This window comes from Candidatus Cloacimonadota bacterium, assembly GCA_020532355.1.
Classification (GTDB): Bacteria; Cloacimonadota; Cloacimonadia; order Cloacimonadales; family Cloacimonadaceae; genus UBA5456.
Map to the genome: position 1 here is coordinate 1 of JAJBBD010000001.1, position 2,755 is coordinate 2,755.

General features: G+C 40.9%; 1 protein-coding gene. It reads left to right on the top strand.

Annotated features, from left to right (window positions below; genetic code table 11):
* The coding region (locus tag LHW48_00005) for a hypothetical protein (GenBank protein MCB5258844.1) at positions 1 to 2,755 on the top strand (2,755 nt) is incomplete at both ends.

The following is a 2,755-nucleotide window of genomic DNA, read 5'->3' on the forward strand; positions in this document are numbered from 1 at the left end:
ACATTCTGGTAGGCTCGAGTTTGAGCACAATGGCAGGTTATTTAACGAAGCCGACGTCAGAGGTATTTGCGGAGTTGGAGAAGGCACTAAAACCGAGGATCTCACTCTGATTGGAAAATTTGGGATAGGATTCAAATCTGTTTATGCAATCACCAACAACCCAGAAGTCCATTCTGGTAAAGATCACTTCAGGATAGAGCATTATGTCAGGCCTTATGACTGTGAAGAAAAGACTCCTGCTAAAGGGCATGATACATTGTTCATCTTCCCTTTTGATCGGGAAGATGTTGATGCCCCAATGGCCTTTGATGAATTGCAAGAATCTCTGAAGAATATGCCCACTCACACGATCCTCTTCTTAAGGCATATTAAGAAGATTAACATAAAAATAAACGGTGATGATTGCCTCACTCTTTCCAAGCAGATTGCTGCAAATCATTCAGACGGAACAAGTGAAGTCGTATTAACCAATGGCAAGTTTCATAAGGATAACTATTTGCTATTCTCAAAGCCTGTTCCGTTTAGCAAGGCAGATTTATCGGTTGAGATATCTTACCAGTTATCCAAGGAGGGAACACCGATTAGACCCTGGAATACTTCTCTTGTAGTATTCTTTCCCACGGAAAAGCCTACTAATCTGGGTTTTCTGATTCAGGGACCATATAGAACTACGCCTGCAAGAGACAACATTCCTGCTAAGGACGAATTTAACAAACAACTCATAGAATTGACCGCAGAACTTATGGTGGAATCTCTTGTGTGGTTAAGGGATAATAGCTATCTTAATGAGAACACATATGACTTGCTTCCCCTGGATGAGACATACTTCCCTTCTGGATCGATGTTCCGGCCTTTTTACGATAAGCTTGTTAAGGCGTTCTCAACTTTAAGCCTATTAATGACAAGTACAATGAACTCGACAGGAGCTGTTGTATACAGCCTTAGCCAAGAAATCGCCATTGCAAGAAGTGCTGACTTAAGACAGTTAGTGGATAATTGCCTGCTAGTCGATCTGACCAAGGGAAACATCAAATACTGGCTCAACGGGGCAATAACTGAACAGACCAAACCAACTTTGTATAAGTATTTGAAAGAACGATTGGGACTCAAAGAATGGCGGCCTGAGGACCTGATTTTGAGGTTGGACACTAGTTTTATCAGTAAGAGAGACGACAAGTGGTTGATTAAGCTGTATAAACTCATTCAGTCTCAGAGACAGTGGTTCTCCATTCTACAAGGCCACAAATTGCAATCAAGATCAGATACTGTACAGAGAGTACCCTTTTTAAACAAAGAAATCATACGCCTACAGGACGGGAGCCATGTCAGACCTTATAAATCACCAAACTGCTTGGAATCATCGGCGTATTTGTCAACCGCGGAAACCTCAGATTTTCCAATTGTTAAGCTATCACTTCTGCTGGACCCTGACGGACGAGAGTTTTTCAAAGCTTTAGGATATTCAGAACCAAGTGATATTGAGTACGTTATTGAATTTGTACTATCAGAACTAGAAGACAACAAAAACAACCATATTGACAACGAATACCTGATAGAAAGAGCTAAAAGAATCATCAAAGCTTGGGATGAAGCAAATAAGGAGCAAAAGAGTATCATCATCAGTAAAATTGGTAGTCACAAGTGGCTCCCAGTTCACAGTTTTTCAGACCATGTAACGTTTCATGTTGTTAACCATATGTGCTGCTACATACTCAATGAAGATACAAAGCTGTTCTTGGCGGGGAGCAATGACTTTTACTACGTGTGTAATGGGCTAATGGATTATTTCGAGGTACTGGTGGGAATGGGAGTAAAAAACAGTATTAAAGTGAATTATAGAAAGCCTAATAGCAGTGGCCATGTGTTTTTAAAAGGACTGTGGGGAGATCATGAAAGAGGATTGGATGGATTCGATCCAAAAGCTGATGTCGATGGTTTACGTTACGCCGTATTGGCAACCATGAGTAGCCACGACATAGATAGGGCAACATTCATCTGGAATAGAATACTTGTTCCCCACAAACACTTGATCAAAGGGCAAATTGAATATGCATCACATCAGAGTTACGACAATTCAACCAAAAGGCCAAGTATGTCCGCAATGGCAAACAAAGTAATGGATATTGCATGGATTCCTGGGGTAAATGGTACCTATTACAAACCTAGTGAGTTAGCCCTGACGGATCTTCCTGATGGCTTCAAGCTGGATAAAGATCTTGCAGAAGCCCTTGGTATGAAGGTTGTCGATTATGATCCAATTGATGAACTAGCTGACAAGATAAGGTTTCCTAGGGATTTAATGCGGAAGGTCCTTGAACGTCCAGATTTGCTTCCGGATGTTGTTGACAAGCTGAGGAGTTTTTTCGAAAAAGCTGAACGGGAAATCCCCATTTATGACGACAGTTCAAATACACAGCCTGAATTCCCCAGTCACTCCGTTTTTGACTCCCAAAGACGTAAAGAATCTGTGGCTGAGAGCATTCATCAATCCCCGGATAAATACTATGAAAAAAGAGAACGTAGTGTTAGGATGTCGGATAATGCATTAAACAAAGAAGCTTATTTAAAGAACTTCTATACCAATACCAATGATGAAATGGTCTGCCAATTATGCAAAAAGATCATGCCTTTTAAGAAAAGGAACGGTGAGTACTACTTCGAAGCTGTGGAGTTGCTTACCAAAGAACTGATCAGCAAAGAGAGTGAAGCTTTGTATCTTGCTCTTTGTCCCATTTGTGCGGCTAAATACAAGGAA